This is a genomic window from Spirosoma fluminis (assembly GCF_054778895.1).
Window position 1 is genome coordinate 641,996 of record NZ_BAAGZD010000041.1, and the last position, 17,210, is coordinate 659,205.

Annotated in this window: 18 protein-coding genes; 15 read left to right on the forward strand and 3 right to left on the reverse strand. The window is 49.1% G+C overall.

The window, feature by feature from the left end:
- Positions 1-47 precede the first annotated feature (47 nt).
- Positions 48-1,160, forward strand: a complete 1,113-nt coding sequence (locus ACYVBJ_RS24615) for a hypothetical protein (protein WP_460984943.1) — start codon at positions 48-50, stop codon at positions 1,158-1,160.
- A 228-nt stretch (positions 1,161-1,388) separates the two neighbouring features.
- Entirely contained in the window at positions 1,389-1,943 is a 555-nt protein-coding gene (locus ACYVBJ_RS24620; protein WP_460984944.1) for a DUF4468 domain-containing protein, read from the forward strand.
- Positions 1,944-2,067: 124 nt separating this feature from the next.
- Here the strand turns inward: ACYVBJ_RS24620 and ACYVBJ_RS24625 are convergent, their stop codons facing one another.
- The gene (locus tag ACYVBJ_RS24625) at positions 2,068-3,267 is read right to left on the reverse strand and encodes an alpha/beta hydrolase family protein (RefSeq protein WP_460984945.1); all 1,200 of its coding nucleotides are present in this window, start codon (positions 3,265-3,267) and stop codon (positions 2,068-2,070) included.
- 435 nt (positions 3,268-3,702) lie between these two features.
- Here ACYVBJ_RS24625 and ACYVBJ_RS24630 point away from each other — a divergent pair, with 435 nt between their 5' ends.
- From ACYVBJ_RS24630 to ACYVBJ_RS24675, 10 genes are all read left to right on the forward strand, one after another.
- Complete coding sequence (locus tag ACYVBJ_RS24630; RefSeq protein ID WP_460984946.1) at positions 3,703-4,419, forward strand: OmpA family protein; 717 nt, start codon at positions 3,703-3,705, stop codon at positions 4,417-4,419.
- A 37-nt stretch (positions 4,420-4,456) separates the two neighbouring features.
- A complete protein-coding gene (locus ACYVBJ_RS24635; RefSeq protein ID WP_460984947.1) occupies positions 4,457-4,669 on the forward strand; it encodes a hypervirulence associated TUDOR domain-containing protein in 213 nt (70 codons plus the stop codon).
- Between the two features lie 5 nt (positions 4,670-4,674).
- Positions 4,675-5,025, forward strand: coding sequence for a DUF3140 domain-containing protein (locus tag ACYVBJ_RS24640; protein WP_460984948.1), 351 nt, complete (start codon positions 4,675-4,677; stop codon positions 5,023-5,025).
- Between the two features lie 139 nt (positions 5,026-5,164).
- The gene (locus ACYVBJ_RS24645) at positions 5,165-5,620 is read left to right on the forward strand and encodes a ferritin-like domain-containing protein (RefSeq protein ID WP_460984949.1); all 456 of its coding nucleotides are present in this window, start codon (positions 5,165-5,167) and stop codon (positions 5,618-5,620) included.
- A gap of 202 nt (positions 5,621-5,822) precedes the next feature.
- Entirely contained in the window at positions 5,823-7,946 is a 2,124-nt protein-coding gene (gene glgX, locus ACYVBJ_RS24650; RefSeq protein ID WP_460984950.1) for a glycogen debranching protein GlgX, read from the forward strand.
- A 160-nt stretch (positions 7,947-8,106) separates the two neighbouring features.
- Entirely contained in the window at positions 8,107-8,595 is a 489-nt protein-coding gene (locus ACYVBJ_RS24655; protein ID WP_460984951.1) for a transposase, read from the forward strand.
- Complete coding sequence (locus ACYVBJ_RS24660; RefSeq protein ID WP_460985279.1) at positions 8,571-8,750, forward strand: transposase; 180 nt, start codon at positions 8,571-8,573, stop codon at positions 8,748-8,750. The genes ACYVBJ_RS24655 and ACYVBJ_RS24660 overlap by 25 nt, the downstream gene beginning before the upstream one ends.
- 564 nt (positions 8,751-9,314) lie before the next feature.
- Positions 9,315-9,815, forward strand: a complete 501-nt coding sequence (locus ACYVBJ_RS24665; protein ID WP_460984952.1) for a hypothetical protein — start codon at positions 9,315-9,317, stop codon at positions 9,813-9,815.
- A gap of 249 nt (positions 9,816-10,064) precedes the next feature.
- Complete coding sequence (locus tag ACYVBJ_RS24670) at positions 10,065-10,922, forward strand: hypothetical protein (protein ID WP_460984953.1); 858 nt, start codon at positions 10,065-10,067, stop codon at positions 10,920-10,922.
- Between the two features lie 224 nt (positions 10,923-11,146).
- Entirely contained in the window at positions 11,147-11,434 is a 288-nt protein-coding gene (locus tag ACYVBJ_RS24675) for a hypothetical protein (protein ID WP_460984954.1), read from the forward strand.
- Between the two features lie 96 nt (positions 11,435-11,530).
- Here ACYVBJ_RS24675 and ACYVBJ_RS24680 read toward each other — a convergent pair whose 3' ends face one another.
- Positions 11,531-14,581: a ligand-binding sensor domain-containing protein gene (locus ACYVBJ_RS24680; protein WP_460984955.1), complete on the reverse strand. Its 3,051-nt coding sequence runs from the start codon at positions 14,579-14,581 to the stop codon at positions 11,531-11,533.
- Positions 14,581-15,357, reverse strand: a complete 777-nt coding sequence (locus ACYVBJ_RS24685; protein ID WP_460984956.1) for a LytR/AlgR family response regulator transcription factor — start codon at positions 15,355-15,357, stop codon at positions 14,581-14,583. The genes ACYVBJ_RS24680 and ACYVBJ_RS24685 overlap by 1 nt, the downstream gene beginning before the upstream one ends.
- Before the next feature lie 320 nt (positions 15,358-15,677).
- On the opposite strand from ACYVBJ_RS24685, the gene ACYVBJ_RS24690 reads away from it, so the two are divergent.
- The 3 genes from ACYVBJ_RS24690 (at position 15,678) to ACYVBJ_RS24700 (ending at position 17,201) form a co-directional block, all read left to right on the forward strand.
- Positions 15,678-16,388 carry a hypothetical protein gene (locus ACYVBJ_RS24690; protein ID WP_460984957.1) on the forward strand — a complete coding sequence of 237 codons (711 nt, stop codon included), beginning with the start codon at positions 15,678-15,680 and terminating at the stop codon, positions 16,386-16,388.
- Positions 16,376-16,639 (forward strand): hypothetical protein, encoded by a 264-nt coding sequence (locus ACYVBJ_RS24695; RefSeq protein ID WP_460984958.1) that lies wholly within the window; start codon positions 16,376-16,378, stop codon positions 16,637-16,639. Before ACYVBJ_RS24690 ends, ACYVBJ_RS24695 begins: the two co-directional genes overlap by 13 nt.
- A gap of 148 nt (positions 16,640-16,787) precedes the next feature.
- A complete protein-coding gene (locus ACYVBJ_RS24700) occupies positions 16,788-17,201 on the forward strand; it encodes a globin domain-containing protein (protein ID WP_460984959.1) in 414 nt (137 codons plus the stop codon).
- Positions 17,202-17,210: the final 9 nt, after the last annotated feature.

The following is a 17,210-nucleotide window of genomic DNA, read 5'->3' on the forward strand; positions in this document are numbered from 1 at the left end:
CAGTAATCCGTAGTTTGCGCCACCATTTTATATCCTCCATGCACCGTATGCATTTAAAAGTAACCCTTGTCGCCGTTGCTATTGCCTCATTAAGTATTGGCTGTAAGACCGTTAAGCCAACCGTTATTACGACAGCACCCCGGTCGGCTGCGATTGCCGAAGAAGGGCTGCTAACCTGTTTTGCCCCCGGCACCGCCCTGGATGGCAAACCCGTCTGGTGCGAAGCATCGGCCGTGCTGTTCGACGGAAAAAACGTCCTGGTCGCCAACGATAAAGACATGCCAAGTGGCTTTAGTCCAGTATTTACAAAAACCCTGACTGCCCTGGCGGACTCCACCCAGCCACCAACCTACCTGCTCGCACCGGCCTACGCAGCCGCCCGTAAATACGAGGATTTTGCCCAGACGCCCGATGGTAAGTTTGTTTTCCTGACTACGGCCTTCGACCGGGTAAAGCCCGGCAGCCGCGACTGGGATGGCTATAACACGATTTTGTACTGGCCCAAAGGCGATGAACAACAGCCACGGGTGCTGGCTCCCGACGATACCAGCAGAACCTCAATGGCCTACCGGCAGCGTATCGCCCAGCTTCTGGCTAATGACGAATTTCCAGGGTCTATGCCGTACTTTAAGATTGAAGGACTGGCCGCTACGGATCGGCAGTTGCTGTTTGGCATCCGCGAAGAAGGTAAAGCATTTGATAATTTTAAGTACCGGGCCAAAATAATCGGTGTGTCGTACAGAATCGAAGGAACCGGCAAAGCCCTCCGAATTCGGCTGGGCGACGACTGGACGCTCGTTGCTGATTTCGATCCCGCGAAAGCAGAGGCTGGTCTTCCGCAACCACTGGCCCTGTCGAGTATCGAATATGACGCCTTCCGCAACCGGTTCTGGCTGCTGACATCTATGGAAGCCGATGGGAAACTTGACGCCTACCTGTGGACCGCTAGTCCAGAGGAACTGGCGACTAACAAACCGTTCACCCTCATCCGCGATGAACAGGGTCAGCCGCTGCGCCTAGGCCACAAAGCCGAAGACGTTACGCCCCTCGACAAAAACCGACTGCTGATTATTCACGACGACGACCGCGTTCGTACCTCAGTAGGTAATCGGGTTCGGCAACCGCACCAGACAGCGTACACCATTCTGACGATCAATTAACCGTTTACTACGTATCAATTAAATAACGAGTCAGCCCGCTTTCATCTCTGAAAGCGGGCTGACTCGTTACGTAGCGATCAGTACGCTTCTACGACTTATTGGGTTTTTACTACCGTTTATTCAGTCAGACCGACGGTTCACTAATTCTGGCTACCAGCGGGGCAATACCACACCTACATTTGCCCGCAAGTTTTACAGGACCTTCTCTCTTTTCTAACAACAACACTAATGAAACCAATACGCCCAGTTTATCTTACACTGCTCGTTACGTCGCTGCTAGCTATCAGCTACGTAAAAGCAGATAATCCACCTAGAGTTATGCCCGAAACCGTTCAGGAAACGCTCCCAATCGTTGGGCTGAAAATGAGGTATGAAGAGGTCGTCGATTGTGGGAGCGTATCCCAGGCCGATCTGTTCAGACGAGCCCGACTGTGGGTAGCCCAATCGTGGGATTCCAGCCAGGCTTTATTTTCTCTGAACGACAAAGAAACTGGCGACCTGGCCGGGCGTGTCACCCAAGTCATCACAGTCCCCCGTTCAGAGAGTTCGCCGGGTGGCAGTTATACCTTTCGGTACAGTCTGGTTATTGAATGCAGCAACCGTAAATACCGGGCAACTATTACGCAGGTAGGTATTGAAGACGGAAACCGCTGCATTCCGCTTGAAGTCTATAGCCAGAAAAGCGACAAGAACATGGAAACGGTGTACGCTGAACTTGATAAGCACCTGAAAGCTATGCTGGCCGCCCTACAGGAAAATGTAAAGAACTACAAAGCGTTTTAAGACTTCCTTGCTGATTGTCAGCTTATTCAAGACGACATAGGCGAGTGCAGCAAAACAGGGGCACGAACGAAGGTTGCACCACACTTCGCTCGCGCCCCTGTTTTGCTAATCAGAACGGAGTTTGCTATTGAACCGATCCAAAAAAAGCGTAGGTACCGGTAATAAATTCTACGATACCCGTAGCGTGGTTAGCGCCTTTCATAGCCTTTAGTTCAACGTTGGTCGCGCCCCGTTTTCGCATGGCGTCAAAGGCATTCTGCGAGTTCAGAAAAAGCACCGTATCATCCGCATCGCCGTGGTAAAGCTGGGTACGCGTACGCGGTTTCCAGTCGTGAATATCATTGTCCAATACAGCAGCAATAAATTCTTTGTCTGTCCCCTCGTTGATCGCTTGCTTGAAGCTATCGGCGAAAATAGTGTTTACGCTCACATTGATGCTCGCATCTTTCCCCTGGGCGGCAATCTGGCTCGCGTACGGCTCCTTAAAGTAATACGTCATGGGCCGATTTAATCCGTAGATGCGATCGTACGTAAGCAGCACCCAGATATACAATCGATTGATGCTATTATTGCTGCTGCTCCGTTCGTTAATGATCTGCCGCATGAAGGCCGGTTTATCGTAGGCACCAGCTCCACAGCTCGACGCAACCAGATTAAATTCGGTTCCGGTTTCGTCCTCAATTTTCTTCTGGAGGGCCATGGTCGCGTAACCGCCTTCCGAGTAACCCGCCAAAAAGAGACGCTTGTCCCAGTTTACCTGCTGCTTGGTCAGAAACTCCTGAGCGGCACGTAACATATCAAGGGAAGCTGTAGCCAATCCATTACGTTGCTCATACGTATGCGGCAGTTCCTTCGACGCGCCATAACCAATGTAGTCCGGGGCCGCAATGATGTAGCCCTGCGAGGCAAACACAGACCCAAACAGATAGGCTTCGCTGCCCGGCCGGTAATAAGACGGAGCGTCGTTATCGTTTGTGATCGTACCGTGCTGCATACTCAGCATCGGCACAGGCGATGCTACATCGGGGATCAACAAGGCACCGGAGGCTTTAACCGTCTTGCCGTCAGTATTCGTAGTCGTGTATTCCAGCCGATAGGCTTTGATGCCATACCGAATAAAAACCTGAAAGAGCGAACTGGCTCCCGTGTACCGACTCTTAAGCTGGCTAATGGAATACTCACCGATCAACGAACTATTCACCAGCGTACGTACTGGTGTTGGTGCTACAGTTTCGGTAGGCTCAGATGTCTGGCATCCCGAGGGCGCTATGACGAGCAGACTACCTATGAAAATCAGCGCAAAAAGCGATTTAATTGTAATCATGCAGAAGAATTAATGAGATATCTATATGGTATATAGCTAACGTTATGGTCTACTTTTTCGTTTGCTGTGCCATACTTATCTACGCCTTATGCTGTACAATTAATTGTCAGACTAACAGGTACTTACCTATAGAAAACGATTAATTATTATCAACCAAGATCAATCCAATTTCAGAAACTAAATGCCTGCCTGAGGCAAATCTTTTTGAGGAAACTTGTGTGGAATGGGCTCTACAAGATTAGGCATATCGCTTCCCTATTATCCTATCAAATTACTTCCCTAAATACTGAGATTAAAATTCATTCGAAAATGATCAGCAAATTAACCGTCTGTATATCAAACAGTTGATTAAATGTAACCTATAACCGACGTACGGATAAATTAAACTGGTACAAGGTTTGGACATCAAAGAGCAGTACCAAACATTCACAACACATGAACATTCAGTTGAAATCAGTCGGTAAACAGTCGGCGGCAGTGCTCCTAGCAGCAACTATGTTGTCCGGAAACGTTTTAACAAGCTGTAAGTCATCTGGCTCATTAAATAAAACTCAGAAAGGTGCGGCAGTTGGTGCCGGTGGTGGTGCCGTAGTAGGTGGCATTATTGGTAACAAATACGCAAAAGGAAACACAGCCCTGGGTGCCATTATTGGTGCAACCGTTGGCGGTGCGGCTGGTGCCGTAATTGGTCGCCGAATGGACAAACAGGCTGAGGAAATGAAGCGGAGTATGCCGGGCGCCCAGGTTGAACGGGTTGGCGAAGGCATAAAAATCACCTTTGGCTCCGATATTTTATTCGATGTCGATTCGTACGAACTGAAATCAGAAACCAAACGCCAACTGACCGAATTTGCCCAGACGCTGAATACGTATTCAGATACTGACATTCGGATTGAGGGACACGCTGATGCCAGTGGTTCGGACGATTATAATCTAAAATTGTCGAAACAGCGGGCTGATGCCGTCGCTAGCTTTCTACAGGCGCAGGGTGTGAAAGCATCGCGGATCGACGAAAAAGGCTATGGTGAAGCACAGCCCGTAGCCGATAATTCATCCGAAGCAGGCCGACGCAAAAATCGTCGGGTAGATGTTGCAGTTTTTGCAAACAAAAAGATGCAACAAGATGCTAAAGATGGTAAGCTCGATAACTAATCGGGCACGCTTTATCCAACTAAACAGTATTTGAACTATGGCAACGGTGAAGAAAGGTGACGAGGTGACATGGAAGTACGGGAAAGGCAAAGCGGAAGGCACCGTTGCCGAAGTTCACAAAGAAGACGTAACCAAGAAAACGCAGGGATCGACCACCAAGCGTAAAGGGTCGGATAAAGAGCCTGCCCTTGTACTCAAGCAAGGCACTAAAACAATCGTGAAGTCGGCCAGCGAGGTCACAAAAAAATAAACGACATGGCTACAGCAACGCTCGATGAAACGGAGAAGAAAGACATCAGGAGTGAGTTCGACAGCTTAGTTAATATGTCAGCTTCTCAACTCGAAAAATGGCTCAAAACCGAAGAATCCAAATCTGTCGGCCAGAAACAGGACGGCGACACGGAATCGACGGGACATAAATCCGGTGAGAAAATTATCAAGATACTGGGAAAAAAGAACGCTGAACTGGACGATGACGATTACGCGCACATGCGAAAAGTGATCAGTTACGTAAAACGGCACAGTGCTCAGCAACCTAAGGAGATAGAAGGTTCGAACTGGGAATACTCATTGAAAAACTGGGGCCACGACCCCGAAAAGAAATAGCGGATTGGCGGGGTGTAACGTAGCGGTATGTGGATTTGCTCGAAGTTGTTACACCCCGCCCAAACGCTGATCTGGCTTTCTAATTTACTCAATACAACGTTTTATAACTTTTTAATTCAACACACAACCAACCAACGTTATGACTGTTAAAGAAACACGTGGAGAAATTCTGGATGCTTTGAACCGCCTGTTAACCCGCAACCACGATGCTGAAAAAGGGTACCAGGAAGCATCAGAAAATGTAAAAGACAACGAACTGAAAAGTTTGTTCATGGCGCAGTCGCGTCAGCGGGCTGAGTTCGCTATGGAATTAGATCGTGAGATTCGCGCCTTAGGTGGTGAACCAGATAACGGTACCAGCCTGGCGGCCGATCTGCACCGCGCCTGGATTAACGTAAAAGCTACGTTTGCCAGCGACGATGATAAAGCAACGGTACAGGAGTGTCAGCGTGGCGATCAGGATGCGATCGAGAACTACAACTCCGTACTGCAAGAAACCGACTTAGTGGCCAGCACCCGGGAGCTGCTGCTACGTCAGAAACAGAGCATCGATTCGGCTCATGCCTCGATGGCTCGTTTAGCCTTGGTAGTGTAGTGAATGGTGGGATCGGAAAGCCTGCCCTCGTTGAGGGCAGGCTTTTTTGTTTTAGTCTACTAAGCCTATTTCCCCTTTCTAGTAACAGCAATACCATTATTGCTTTTTCAACAAACATTCGTCCGGAACACGGGTTTCAGAAATAGTCCATTAATTGCAGTAAGACGGTATAGATACCATTCCATTCCTGCCACAATACGTTATGAATAAACCAACAAAAACGGGATCGACTACGGATACGTTTACAACAAAACCTGGCAAACCTTATCCCCTCGGTGCTACGTACGACGGTGAGGGTGTAAACGTTGCGCTCTTCAGCGAAAACAGTACGGGTGCCTATCTCTGTCTCTACGACGCCAACGATCCGACTCAGGAAACCGCGATGATCCCGATGCTGGAGCGGACGGAGCTTGTCTGGCACATTTACATTGATGGGCTCCAGCCGGGCCAATTGTACGGGTTTCGCATCGATGGGCCATACGATCCGCAGGCGGGTCACTTTTTCAACCCCAATAAGTTGCTGCTGGACCCCTACGCTCGCGCTATCAATGCCCCGTTGAATCATAACGACGACTGGCTGGGATATGACTACGAAGAAGCGGAAGGCGAAGACGATAAGCACCTCGTCATGAGCAGCACCGACAGCGGCCCGAGTATGCCTAAATCGGTGGTGATTGACAGTAATGCCTTCGATTGGGACGACGACACCGCGCCTGCTACGCCCCTGCACCGATCGGTGATCTACGAAATGCACGTAAAAGGATTTACGTATCAGCACCCAACAATTCACAGAGCCATTCGGGGTACGTATGCCGGACTCGGTACGCGCGAGAGCATCGACTACCTGAAAAGACTGGGCGTAACGGCCGTTGAATTGCTACCCGTTCATCAGTTTACCGACGAAAGCTACTGGGGCTACAACAGCATTGGGTTCTTTGCCCCCCAAAATACGTATTCATCGTCAGGCATGGCGGGTGAGCAGGTTACTGAATTTAAGCAGATGGTGAAAGACCTGCATAAAGCCGGTATCGAAGTTATTCTGGACGTAGTGTACAATCACACGGCGGAAGGCAATCAACTTGGCCCCACCTTGTCGTTCAAAGGCATTGACAACCGGGCCTATTATCATCAGGTCGGCGACAGCCCGGATTTTTACATGGATTACACTGGCACGGGGAATACGTTTAACCTAAGTCATCCGCGAGCCTTACAACTGGTGATGGACAGCCTGCGCTACTGGGTGACCGATATGCATGTGGATGGGTTTCGCTTCGACCTGGCCTCGGCTCTCATCCGGACCGATGAAGAAGCAGGTCGGGTTTCCTCGTTTCTGGATACCGTTGCCCAGGACCCGATTCTGGCTCAGGTGAAACTGATTGCTGAGCCCTGGGACATTCAGTCGTACCACGTAGGCGGGTTCCCGGTACGTTGGGCGGAGTGGAACGGTAAATACCGCGATACGTTGCGGGCGTTCTGGAAAAGTGAGGATGGCAAAGCCGCGGAAACCGTACTGCGCCTGCTGGGTAGCCCTGACCTCTACGCAAATGATGGTCGATCCCCTTCCAACAGTATCAATCTGATCACCGCCCACGACGGCTTTACGTTGAACGATCTCGTTAGCTACAACGAGAAACACAATGAAGCCAATGGCGAAGACAACCGCGATGGGTCGAACGACAATATAAGCTGGAACTGTGGGGTCGAAGGCCCTACCGATGACCCCGCTATTAACGAATTACGTGAGAGGCAAAAGCGTAATTTCCTGTCGACCATGTTGCTTAGTCAGGGAACGCCTATGCTGGTGATGGGCGATGAATGCGGCCGTACGCAGCACGGAAACAACAACGGCTATAATCAGGACAGCGAGATCAGCTGGATGAATTGGTACTGGGACGATAAGCAGCAGGCGCTGTACGACTTTACGTGTCAGCTAACGGCGTTACGTCAGGAAATTCCGCTATTAAGTCGTCGCCGGTTTTTCGGTAGTGAACAAGTTGCTTATTTACGCTCAGATGGGCACGAAATGACCACTGATGACCTCAACGATCCGGGCATGCACTGCATTGGCTTGTTTATTGATGGACTACGGGTGAGTGAACAAACTGAAGATGGGCAAGATATAGGCGATGAGCAGCTGATCTGGATCCTGAATTCATATTGGGAAGACCTTCCGTTCATGCTGCCCAAAATTGGTCGTAAGAGTTCGTCCTGGGAAGTGCTTGTCGACACCACCAGCGGACAGGTCCAACCTAAGGTAGACGCAGCCAAAGGAGGCCAGCCCGTTACGGTTCAGGCGCGTTCGGCCATGTTGTTACGTCTGAAATAGGTTCGTAAAATTTCCTTTATAAAACTAAAGCCGGCCTATCTGGGCCGGCTTTAGTTTTTAATCGATCTCCAAATTGTGCGAGCGGCTATAGGCCTGTTTAGAAACTGTCTGAAAATGAGTTAAGATAATGATTGGCATCAGCCAATGACTGAACTTTGAAGTGCGAAAACAAAACCAGTCAAGGCCGATTCCAATTCACAAAACTACCAAAGTTGCTAAAAAATACCTCCATGAATTCAGTCAAAAGCAATGGAAGCACTTACGCAAAATACTACCTCAGCCTAAAAAGAAGGCAGGTGGGCCAGGTCGAAACCTTTTGGAGTTACGCCAGCTCATCAATGCCATTCTCTACGTGATGCGCAGTGGCTGTAGCGGGTCGATGCTACCCAATGACTATCCGCATCACAAGAGTGTTTATCATTATTTCAACCAGTGGAGCAAGCAACAGCTTTGGGAAAAGATGCATGTGGTCTTAGTCAAAAAGGTGCGTAAGAAAGCTGGTCGCAAGAAACGCCCTACCGCGTCAAGTGTTGATTCGCAGAGCATTAAGACGAACCAGGCAGGGGAGAAACTCGAGGATTGGACGGCGGCAAATGCATCAAGGGACGTAAACGCTTCATTTTGGTGGACACACTGGGCTTGCTGCTAGCCGTGAAAGTAGTGGCGGCCAACACAGCTGAAAAAACGGGAGCCCAAGCTTTGCTTAAAAAGATTTGGGCCATCGGCTGGTTGAAAGAACTCTGTAGCCGTATCAAGTCAGTATGGGTCGATGCGGGCTATCAGGGCGATGAGCTTTATGACTGAAAACGCTGAACTACTAAAATGAACGGTTTTATTGAATGCGAAAACCCACTTTTAGGCCACCTCCCTCCTATTCAACCGCCGTTCAGAAAAACCTCGGTTATTGGCAACGTACTCACTACGTTTATCTTATGGAAAGCCTCCTGTCGTTCTGCGTCGGGGGCTTATTGTATACGTGATATCAATAGGATTGCTAAAGACAGGCAGCTGATGCGTATCAAACAACTCATCGTCAGTTGCCTACTATTTAATAGTCGGGCAGGACCAATGGGACTAAAAGTTTTGATATCCAACCACCGATAGCCTCACCTTTGTCCTACAATTACCAATAAGGGATATCAGCACCGATAACCCGCTTCACGTATAATTAAAACAACATACTATTCATGAACTCAGTACTAAATAAGCTCTGCTTGCCTGCGGATTTCGTTCTGTCATTAGGCCTGATGTCCTGTCAGGAAGACAAACTGATCACGCCCGATACCCCCCACGAATTCGTCCCAATCGGCAAACGATGTTTTCTCGCCGAAACGGCCAGCTGTATACAAACTCATCACGCATGGCGATATGAACCTGACGTATTATCCCGGCGGTCGACTGAAACGTGCGATGCGTGGTGCGGATGTACGGGGCAGCACAAATACACGGGTGGACTACACCTATAGCCTGGGTTCGATTCAGGCAATAGCTCACGTTGGCACCAGTCCGTTATACGAGCGAACGTATTGGCTCGACGCAACCGGACGCTGCTCTGAATACAAAGAGCTGAAATACACTTATAGTAATTCAAGTCTGACCGAGAAAACAGAGGTAGTTTTCACTTACAATGCCAAGGGTCAATTGCAAACGGCAACCGATAAATCGAATGCGGCCATCCGGACGGAGTATAGCTACAATGCAGATGGCAACTTAAGCCGGGCCACTCGCTACCACCCGAACCCCAGTACATTTGCCGCTAAAATCTGGGCTGATGATACCTTCGTTTATGACCAACCAACAGGTGGCCCAATTCTGAAGAACGGTATGGATTGTATGCAGAGGTTGCTGATTTTCCCGATTCGTATCTAGCCATCTTTGGCACGCCAAGCAAACATCAGGTGAAGCTAATCACGAATAAACTGTCGTTGGGCGGCAAATTCTACACCTGTACAGTGAACGCAGACGGCTACGTGACGAAACGAGATGAGTACTGTGTAGTTGGTGCCTTGATCGAGCATAAATTGTGCAGTTATCTGATAACTAAGCTGGTCGTTCAGCTCTACGCTGCGCAGAGTCCCTCTTTCCCATTCATTTTCTATCTAAAACAACAAAGTACTAATGAAAACCTTAGTTCAACAAATTGCCTTGAGCACGAGTGTATTGCTGTCAATTGGCCTGACTTCCTGCGAGAAAGATAGTCTGCTCACGCCTGACCAGGCGAGCCGCGCCCGGTTTAGTGCTGTAGATGAGGGCATCGTTGTAAGCATTCCTCAAATTCATAAACTCACCCGGCATGGTGAGGCTACGCTGACGTACGCTGACAATGGCCAGCTTCTGGCGGTGACAACGCCCGTCCGCGGCAGTATGAATATCCAGACCGACTACACTTATAGTCCTGGGAAGATCAGGGCGTTTACCCATCAGGGAAAGATCGTCCTTCATGACGAAACGTTTACCCTCGACGCCAGCGGTCGCTGTACCGAATCGGTGGAAGTTGGGGTGGCTAGTGATATACACTGGACGTTTAACTACGATACGAAGGGTCGACTGGAGTCTGTTTATAACAAAAACAGTTGTGTGGGCGGAGTGAGCTATTATTACAACACAGATGGCGATTTGGGACTGGCCATGTTGTCTACCAGCCCTTCAAACGGTATAAGCATCGCCTTTTTCTACAATAAGCCGACGGGTGACCCTCTACAGGATGATAAGTATCCGCTGAATGTGAGCCTCCCCAGGTTGGCTGGGCACGATATGTACCTGCGAATTTTCGGCAAGCCTAGCCGACACTTGCTAAAACAGGTAGCATATACTTCATTTGACGGAAGTTCTGTGCCGGGTAATCTGTCTTACGTCTACACGCTTGACACCGAGGGCTACGTGACGCAAAAAACAGAATATGACGGCCAAAGTATTAAGTTGCCTAAAACGTCTCTATACGCCTATGATATGGTGAATATTACCGTACAGCCCTAGCACGTATACACCTATGCGTTCACATCATTTCACCTAGTGAACGCGGCAGGCACAACAGGCGTATGTGTTGAAAATTGCTCCGGCCTTATCACCGGAGCAATTCTTGAATTTACAGCTACCTATGTTAGTTCAGTACAGAATGACCGAAAGGGTAAAATGCATTTGGTCGATCTGATACCTTGCCAGCTATAATAGATGTAAGGCTATTGATCAGAATAGTTCGTATGAGAGAAATCGCCCCCCATTGGTATGAAGCTTGTATTCCTTCCCAGCCAGACAGGAATGGATCCTCGATTGTTGGCTACAAGTGGGTGGAGGCCCGACCCGGCAAATTCATTTCATTTACCATTATTCGTCAGCGTAACGGCGACTTTGCCCTTAGCTGTGACCCAGCCAGTCTGACGGCTGCTCACCTGGCTTACCGGCCGTGCGTTATTTATGCCTCGCAGGCCCAGACGATGCCTGCTCAGGTGATCTGGAGCATAATTCTGGAAGGTGTAAAAGATGTTTAGGTAGTAAGTCAGCGCAGCGAATGCCTGAGAATTGACAAACACTATTGGCTGGGAATTATGCAAGTAGCTCAAGGGTACTGGCAGACATCAATAAGGTCAAAGTAAGGGCACTTTCACAATGAATGTAGTGTCGGTCTCCTCAATCAGCAGCGGTTGGTCGCTCAGGTAGGCATACAATTTTTTCAAACTATCAAGGCCCTGTTGATTCGAAGTTTTGACCAGCGGCTTTTTTTGACGGTTATTCGCCACCCATACATACGTATCCTGGACAAACACTCGGATTCGAAGCGGGTTGTCCTCATCGGTGGTGTTGTGTTTGATGGCGTTCTCAAAGAGGTTTTGAAGCGTCACGGGTACGATTTCGTAGGCTAAGAATTCAGCGGCTACGTCTATAGTAATTTGTAACCCGTCGTCAAGCTGCGCTTGTTGCAGGTTAATGTATTGTTGCACAAAAGCTAGTTCGCTGGCCAGGCTGATGGTTTCTTTTTCCTTGTTCTGTAAAATGTAGCGGTAGATCGCTGACAATTTTTGCAGGAACCCCGAAGCCTGTTTAGGGTCAATGATGATCAGGCTGTTGAGCGAGGTAAGGCTATTGAACAGGAAGTGAGGATTGAGGTGATTGATCAGGTTCTGATATTGAATTTCGGTTTTATCGCGTTCGAGCCGTGTCGCCTGCACCTGAAGGTGATGGAGCCGGGCGGTCTGGCCAACCCGGTAGCGAATCAGGCCAACAGCAATGGCCAGTAGGGTCAATAGCAAAAGCGCCCGGAAGGCGGCTGTTTGGTAAAACACCGTGTCGATATGAATGGTAAGTTTGCGGATTGGCGTTTCCACGTTGTTGATTGACACCCCTTTTACAGCAAATACGTAATCGCCACCCGGCAGTTTGTTATACCCCGCACTCGTTTGTGAACTGGCTTTGCTCCACTCTGTATCGTAACCTTCCAGCTTATAGCGAAATAGGTATGGCTTTTCGTGGAGCGGGCCCAGCACCGAGTACTGGACGGAAAAGGAATTGTCCGAAGCCTTCAGTTGTACAGACGGTGTCGAACCATTTAGCCAGTACGTTGAATCGCCGGAAACCAGTCCACTTAGTAAAACAGGAGCGGGCTTAACGGAGAAACGCGAGAGGATCTCTGGTTTAAATTCGATGAGATACCCCTTTATTGCAGCCAGAATATGGCCACTCCGGAGTGGCCACAGGTAATTAAAATACTCCTGATTATCTTCACTGTAGGGCAAGCTAATGGTCAGAAACTGATTGCGAGCGGGCGTAAAGATGGAAAACAAGTTATAAGACCCTACCCATATGTTACCGTATCGATCGGGTAAAGACGCCAGGCAGTGATTATCCCCTAATCCGTCGTGCACACCCCAGAACCGATACTTATGACTGCGGGGATCATAGCGGGCCAGCCCATAGCCATTGGTCGCCAGCCAGAAATACCCGTGTTTATCTTCGGTAAACGAAGCAATCGTATTCTCGAACTCGGCTTCGGCAGGGCCTTTTTGCAGATTAAATTGCCCTGTCTGGGGGGAGAATTTGGCAAACCCTTCCGGATAAAGCTCCAGCCACACCGCATTGTGGCGGTCAACCAGAGCATTTCTGACCCAGAACTTGGGGTGTTTTGAGTTGGAGACAATAGGATACTGGTGCCACTGCCCCGTCGAAATCTGATAACAAACGGTTTGCTTATTTTCGTAAAAAAGCCACAGTAAATCATTCTGCTGAAGCATGCGATACCGACCACCTCTTATTTTGTCAGTCTGAACATAAGTTGGCAGCGGAATGGGGGTGAATCGACGGGTCTTTTTAGTAAAACGAAGCAGGTGTGTTGGACTGGCCACGTACAAATCAGGGCCGTAGGCGCAAATGCCGTAGGCGAAGAAAGCACCGGGGGCCGGGTATCGTTCCAGACGATCGGTCTCGGCTGAGTAGTGCAGTAGTGTCGCCGGGGTATGTTCTTCCCGGCCCCACCAGGAACCATCGGGGTCCTCATAAAAACTCTGGATTTGCGCCCCTGTTTTAAGGGTTGGGAACCATCGGCTTAAATTATTCGCTTCGTAGATCGCCCGGCTTGGATTGGTGTAGGAAATACCATTGACGGTGCCCAGCCAAATGGTGCCGTCGTCATCCTGCCAGCCTGCCCAGAAACTGCTACCTGCAATGGAGGTGCGTCGGGTGTCTTTATGAATCAGTTCGCTGACCTGATCAGTGCCTGCCTTGACATAAAACATCAGGTAACTCAGGCTACTGATCCAGATATTGTGCTGGCGATCCACAAAAACAGAATTCAATTCATCGACCCGGCGACCCGTCTGGCTGATGGGTTTGATGGTTCGAACGAGTTTACGGCTTTTCAGATCGAAGAGAACAATCTGCTCTTCATTATTATCAGCGTACAGCAACTGAGTGCCATCTAGCGCCAGCGCTCCTGTAAAATGGGGCGTAAAAATGGGTAATGCTCCCGGATTATGGCGGTAATTCTGGAATTCACCCGTGGCAATGTCTAAATAGTTCAATCCACCATCACGGCGGGTGGCGACCCAGATTCCGGCCCGCAAGGGGTCTTCCAGCATACCATTTCCGGAAATAAAGTTTTCGGATAAAGAACGCGGATTCTGGGGGTTATGGGTATACAGGGTTAAGTGGTCAGTGCGTACATCATAGCGAAACAAGCCATGATGAATCGTGGAGAACCAGATCGTTCCCGACCGGTCGCAGAGAACATTCTGGCAATTGCCTAACACACGCCCAAGCCCCGTCGAAATCGTTCGAAACTGAGCTGTCTCAGGATTGAATTCACTAATCCCGGTATCCGTGGCTAGCCATAGGTGCCCGGCTTTGTCCTGACAGATGGCATGAACGGTGTTGTTACCCAGTGAGTGTGGGTTGGCCGGGGCGTGCTTAAAGATGGTGAACCGATTGCCATCAAACCGGTTCAGGCCGTTATTGGTGCCAATCCATAAAAACCCATCCCGGTCTTTAAAGAAACAGTTTACATAATTAAATGATAAGCCATCGGCCTGTTGGATGTGGTTAAATTCATACGTCACCAGGGGCGGTTGCTGCGCTCGCAAGGCAGTATGAATCAACATCGTTAGCAGCCAGCTGGTATAGCCGATATGGGTAAAGGAAGCCATCATTACCGGTTCAGCCAACGTTTGAAGGCCGGGGCTTTATGCCGACTGATCTGCACATCGACCGTATGGTGAGGTGGCCGTAACCGAACTATCAGCTTATCATTTTCGACGCTCTTGACCGACTGAACCGTATCGCAGTTGATAATGAGCTGGCGGTTGGCCCGAAAAAACCGGGCCGGGTCGAGCAGGTCTTCGATCTGTTCCAGGGTGTCATAATCAACCGGGTAGCGTTCATTCGCCTGGGTGACGATGAAGTTAATGGAATCGTAGTGAAAATAAGCGATATCCGTCGTTTTTACGGGTACCCAGCCCGCCCGCGAATTACCCAAAAATGTTTCTTTGTGCATCGGCTTCGGGGACAGGCCCGGCTGACCAAACATGGCCAACAATTGCTGCATATCAATCGGTACATTAGTCCTGTTTTTATGCAGACTCTGGGCCTTCTCGATGGCTATTCTTAATTCAGCCGGCTCAACGGGCTTGAGCAGGTAATCGATGCCGTTGGCTTTAAAAGCCTGGATCGCGTATTCATTGTAGGCCGTCACAAAAATGACCGGACAACTCAGTTGGAACTGTTTAAAAATATCGAAGCTCATCCCGTCGGCCAATTCGATATCGGCAAATACCAGGTCGGGTTCTTCGTTGCGGCCAAACCAGTTGAGTGACGTCTTCACGGAAGGTAATGTTTCCAGGATGCGGATAGCGGGATCAACTTCTGCGATCTTGAAAGCTAACTCTTTGGCTACTAACTTAACATCTTCAATAATGACGGCATTCATCGGCGTGAAAAAGTGAGAAGAGTGAACGGCTGTTCAAAGTTTAGGATAAGGTGTAAGATAGACAAAAAAAAGCAGTTGAGTGGTGGGGAAAACGGAATGAAGCGTAGCAGCAATACTGTCACATACTCCAGCAACCTAGTGCTTTGGCCAACGCCAATTAAAGGCGTATGCCGAATCACCCATTAAATCGGTATACGTACCATTTATTCGCTATAGCGTACGCTTCGTCCACAAATAATTTACCAGCTCCAGTTTGTCTTTCATTTTTGATAACCCATTCGGCTAAACACAAAACGCGGATTAGCCAACAAACGGATTTTATGCAACTACTCACTTACGTTTTCTTTGCTATCACCGCCTTATTCTACATCGGACTGGGCCTATTTACACCGATAAAACCGGGTGGCGATAGTAGCGTGGCCTCTGGGTTAAGACTGGTTCTTCTGTCGTTGGGCTTTGCCTTAACAATTCTTATTCGCTCGAAAGGTGAATTTGACTGGGTGGCTCAGGAAACGGGTACACGCACAGCGCTTGTCTTTGCGTTCTGGTTATGTATGGCGTTAACGACTTTTTTCGGGGTCGTATTTAAACTGAAATGGCATTCAGAGGGTGCCTATCCCCACTTTTTGCGCTGGTTAGCCTTGGGGTATGTCCAACTCTGGGTACCTCTGCTGTGGCTGGTTGTGAGTTTGCTATCCCTACACCCGGCCTGGCAATCGACCGTTGCGGTCCGGGCGTTTACCATTCCGTTTTGGACTGGATTGGGAGCCAGTACCCTCTTCGTGGCAGGATTGGTGGTTGGCTATGTGCGTGATTCCGTGCAGCGGGCAAAAGCCAGCGTGGTTACCCCACTTGATGATGAAAAGCGTTGGCATCAGCAGCATCTGGACGAAGTAGCCCATAAACCGGGGGCTCGATCCTCGCTTTATTACTCTTTACGACCCGGTATCAAGCCGATGATTTCCGACAGGCGACTTTGGCCAAAATTAAATCGCACCCCGGTTGAGAAACCTTGCTCTTGGACCTTTTAGCGAATAAATACTACTGCCGGGAAGTCTATTCGTTCCTGAGTAGCAACCGGGTAGTCCATCCGGATGCGTTTATCCAGCCGTTGAATCAGACTATTGAGCAGTTATCAGTAGACATAAAGATAGACATTGAAAGCAGTGATACCCTCCAGTTCTGGAGTTTTGATGCCTACGGTACAGATCATTTATTACGCGCCATTACTAGTCAATTTAGTGTTCAGATTATCACGTTTTACCCAAACGTGATAATCTGAAACAGGCACTTAGCTCCCCGCCTGCCGAACGCTTTAACGGCGCTCGATTTGCGGCAACCGACGTAGTGAATACCTCTCTGGTAGCACACAAAAAAGAACCTCCCCTGTCCTAATAGGAAAAGATTTAGTCAATAAATGCACATAGCCGATGCTAAGCGAGAAACAAATAGCCACTGTCAAAAAATCCTGGCGATTGTTGCGTGACATTGATCCTGCTCTGCTGGGAGATGTCTTCTACAGTCGACTGTTTATGGCCCATCCAGAACTAAGACCGCTCTTTAAAGGGCCTCTGGAAGCACAGTATAAAAAATTTATCGATACGTTAAGTTTTCTGGTTAGTCAGCTTCACCGGTTCGACGAATTTACCCGCGAGGTCGAGCTGGTGGGTCAACGGCACAAGCAATATGGTGTCAAGCCAGACCATTATGACGCCGTTGGCGAAGCATTGCTTTGGACACTACAATCCGGTCTGGGCCGGGATTGGAACGAAAATATTGCCCAGGCCTGGGCCAACCTCTATAGTACTATTGCTCAGAAAATGCAGGAGCCGATAACGACCTAATTTCTTTAA

What these genes read in the sequence shown, in the direction of transcription:
- ACYVBJ_RS24615 (WP_460984943.1), top strand. Translation starts at nt 48, where the DNA reads ATGCATTTAAAAGTAACCCTTGTCGCCGTTGCTATTGCCTCATTAAGT.
- ACYVBJ_RS24620 (WP_460984944.1), top strand. Translation starts at nt 1,389, where the DNA reads ATGAAACCAATACGCCCAGTTTATCTTACACTGCTCGTTACGTCGCTG.
- ACYVBJ_RS24625 (WP_460984945.1), bottom strand. Translation starts at nt 3,267, where the DNA reads ATGATTACAATTAAATCGCTTTTTGCGCTGATTTTCATAGGTAGTCTG.
- ACYVBJ_RS24630 (WP_460984946.1), top strand. Translation starts at nt 3,703, where the DNA reads ATGAACATTCAGTTGAAATCAGTCGGTAAACAGTCGGCGGCAGTGCTC.
- ACYVBJ_RS24635 (WP_460984947.1), top strand. Translation starts at nt 4,457, where the DNA reads ATGGCAACGGTGAAGAAAGGTGACGAGGTGACATGGAAGTACGGGAAA.
- ACYVBJ_RS24640 (WP_460984948.1), top strand. Translation starts at nt 4,675, where the DNA reads ATGGCTACAGCAACGCTCGATGAAACGGAGAAGAAAGACATCAGGAGT.
- ACYVBJ_RS24645 (WP_460984949.1), top strand. Translation starts at nt 5,165, where the DNA reads ATGACTGTTAAAGAAACACGTGGAGAAATTCTGGATGCTTTGAACCGC.
- glgX (WP_460984950.1), top strand. Translation starts at nt 5,823, where the DNA reads ATGAATAAACCAACAAAAACGGGATCGACTACGGATACGTTTACAACA.
- ACYVBJ_RS24665 (WP_460984952.1), top strand. Translation starts at nt 9,315, where the DNA reads ATGAACCTGACGTATTATCCCGGCGGTCGACTGAAACGTGCGATGCGT.
- ACYVBJ_RS24670 (WP_460984953.1), top strand. Translation starts at nt 10,065, where the DNA reads ATGAAAACCTTAGTTCAACAAATTGCCTTGAGCACGAGTGTATTGCTG.
- ACYVBJ_RS24675 (WP_460984954.1), top strand. Translation starts at nt 11,147, where the DNA reads ATGAGAGAAATCGCCCCCCATTGGTATGAAGCTTGTATTCCTTCCCAG.
- ACYVBJ_RS24680 (WP_460984955.1), bottom strand. Translation starts at nt 14,581, where the DNA reads ATGATGGCTTCCTTTACCCATATCGGCTATACCAGCTGGCTGCTAACG.
- ACYVBJ_RS24685 (WP_460984956.1), bottom strand. Translation starts at nt 15,357, where the DNA reads ATGAATGCCGTCATTATTGAAGATGTTAAGTTAGTAGCCAAAGAGTTA.
- ACYVBJ_RS24690 (WP_460984957.1), top strand. Translation starts at nt 15,678, where the DNA reads ATGCAACTACTCACTTACGTTTTCTTTGCTATCACCGCCTTATTCTAC.
- ACYVBJ_RS24700 (WP_460984959.1), top strand. Translation starts at nt 16,788, where the DNA reads ATGCTAAGCGAGAAACAAATAGCCACTGTCAAAAAATCCTGGCGATTG.